At 38.9% G+C, this 1,887-nt stretch carries 4 protein-coding genes; 2 read left to right on the plus strand and 2 right to left on the minus strand.

Going from position 1 to position 1,887, the window contains the following annotated elements; translation table 11 throughout:
- Positions 1 to 107 precede the first annotated feature (107 nt).
- On the plus strand, positions 108 to 644 hold the full coding sequence (locus tag JDF658_RS13275; RefSeq protein ID WP_079907986.1) for a hypothetical protein: 537 nt from the start codon (positions 108 to 110) through the stop codon (positions 642 to 644).
- A 135-nt stretch (positions 645 to 779) separates the two neighbouring features.
- Here the strand turns inward: JDF658_RS13275 and JDF658_RS14920 are convergent, their stop codons facing one another.
- Together JDF658_RS14920 and JDF658_RS15065 are read right to left on the minus strand one after the other, a co-directional pair.
- The gene (locus JDF658_RS14920) at positions 780 to 902 is read right to left on the minus strand and encodes a hypothetical protein (protein WP_242946686.1); all 123 of its coding nucleotides are present in this window, start codon (positions 900 to 902) and stop codon (positions 780 to 782) included.
- Positions 903 to 919: 17 nt separating this feature from the next.
- A complete protein-coding gene (locus JDF658_RS15065; RefSeq protein WP_305764307.1) occupies positions 920 to 1,021 on the minus strand; it encodes a hypothetical protein in 102 nt (33 codons plus the stop codon).
- Between the two features lie 392 nt (positions 1,022 to 1,413).
- On the opposite strand from JDF658_RS15065, the gene JDF658_RS13285 reads away from it, so the two are divergent.
- Positions 1,414 to 1,887, plus strand: a 474-nt coding sequence (locus JDF658_RS13285; RefSeq protein WP_200805690.1) for a hypothetical protein, incomplete at its 3' end; no start/stop codon positions are given.

Consider the following 1,887-nt stretch of genomic DNA (forward strand, 5'->3'; position numbering starts at 1 on the left):
TATCTATACACCACAATCTGTTAATAAATATGTGCCAGGTGTAGGTTATGTTTATGGCGATATTGAAGGAGCAAACTATCTGTATTAACTTTAAGGAGGTGTGAAAGATGAAGGCTAAACCATTATTATTTATTGGGTTGCTGAGCTTACTAATAGTATCAGGCATTATTAATTCTGAGAATTCAAAAAAACCTATGATTATATCTCATGCTAGCTGGGTTAAATATTATCCTGACGTAAAATCCCTGGTAGAAGATGCCGATGTAATTGTCGAAGGAGAGGCTGAGTCAATAAAATCCTACCCGCGTTTTGATGAGCTTGATATTGCTACAGATGTCTATTTCAATGTCTCAAAGTGGTACAAAGGTTCAGAGCCTAAATCAAGAAATAAGATAATCATTGAACAGGACGGAGGAGTATATAAGGGAGTCACCAGTAAACTGGACAAAGTTGAAATAATGGAACCTGGCAAAAAATATCTGCTCTTTTTGCATTACTCTCCGGAAGAAGATAAGTATGCTGTCTTAACTGGTTGGCAAGGTCAATTTAAACTTGGCTTTTTTAAGGCAGAAAATCCAGAACCTTCCCGCTCCATGGATAAAGATAAACTATATGACGAAATAGCAAGACACAGCCGGCGGTAATTAACCACCGGCTGTAATTCTTTAAGCCTTTTTCCTAAAAGTCAGCCTGCCGTCTTCCGCATCTACGATAACGGTATCCCCTAAGGCAAAGGTCCCTTTCAGCAGTTCTTCCGACAACTGGTCTTCCACCATACGCTAGATAGCCCGGCGCAAGGGCCTTGCCCCAAAGGCAGGATCATAGCCCTTCTTCACCAGCACTTCTTTGGCTGCCGGTGTCACTTCAACCTGTACGCCGAAGTCCTGCAAGCGCTTGTTCAAGGCAGCTAGCATCAAATCTACGATTTGCTGGATTGTTCTTCCTCCAGCGGGTGGAAAACGATAATTTCATCAATTCGGTTCAGGAACTCCGGCCGGAAAGTGTGCTTCAACTGGTCCATCAGCTTATCCTTCATTTTCTCGTAAGCATCTCGCTTATCTTCCGCTTGGACTTAAATGGTTAGGCTGGTTTTTGCTCCTCTGCTCCAGTATATTTTTTCCCTTCGTTATCATCAAAGGTCTTCTTAGTGGAGGTCTGGAGATATTTTTATTAGTACCGGTATTGTTTCAATGGGTATTGGTTTATTATATTTTAAAGAAACTATTAAGATAGCAAGTAACAGTTACAGCCGGTGGAGAGTTTCACCGGCTGTAAAAGTTTATACTTTGGCTTTGTCGAATCAAAGCTGAAATTGGCGAATTTTTGTGGAAAAAAATGGTTGATCTTTTTTTTTTTTTTTTATATTATAATTTGTTCAGGGCGCCCAGATATAAAATTTGGGAGGTGTGTCTATTGAAAAAGATTGTTCTTTATAAAAATCTTCTAGTAGTAATAATGCTTGTGCTTGTGCTTGTACTTGGAATGAATATACAATCTGCATCTGCTTATTTCACTCTACCTTATCGTTGGCCAGATAATATTTTTTATTATAAGATTGATAGCAGTGCTAACGATCTCACTAGCCTTATTTCGAACGCTGCTAATTCTTGGAACACAACGACACCTGTTTCTATTTCTAATTCCTCAACTGGAGAAATCCTTATTAAAAAGGTTAATGATTCAACCGTAACCTGGTCGGGTAAAACAAACCTATATGTTGGTTCTATCGGGGGAAAATATTATTATAATCAAGGTATTGTTCAGATTAACCAAGCTAAAATAGGGAGTTATACTTCACTACAAAAACAAGGTGTAATAGCACATGAATTTGGCCATGTTATTGCCCTTGCCGATGATAATGGCTATCTGTTATACGGCGATCCAAAA

Origin of the sequence: Carboxydocella sp. JDF658 (assembly GCF_002049395.1) — a bacterium.
In the GTDB taxonomy this organism is placed as follows: domain Bacteria; phylum Bacillota.

What these genes read in the sequence shown, in the direction of transcription:
- JDF658_RS13275 (WP_079907986.1), top strand. Translation starts at nt 108, where the DNA reads ATGAAGGCTAAACCATTATTATTTATTGGGTTGCTGAGCTTACTAATA.
- JDF658_RS15065 (WP_305764307.1), bottom strand. Translation starts at nt 1,021, where the DNA reads ATGGACCAGTTGAAGCACACTTTCCGGCCGGAGTTCCTGAACCGAATT.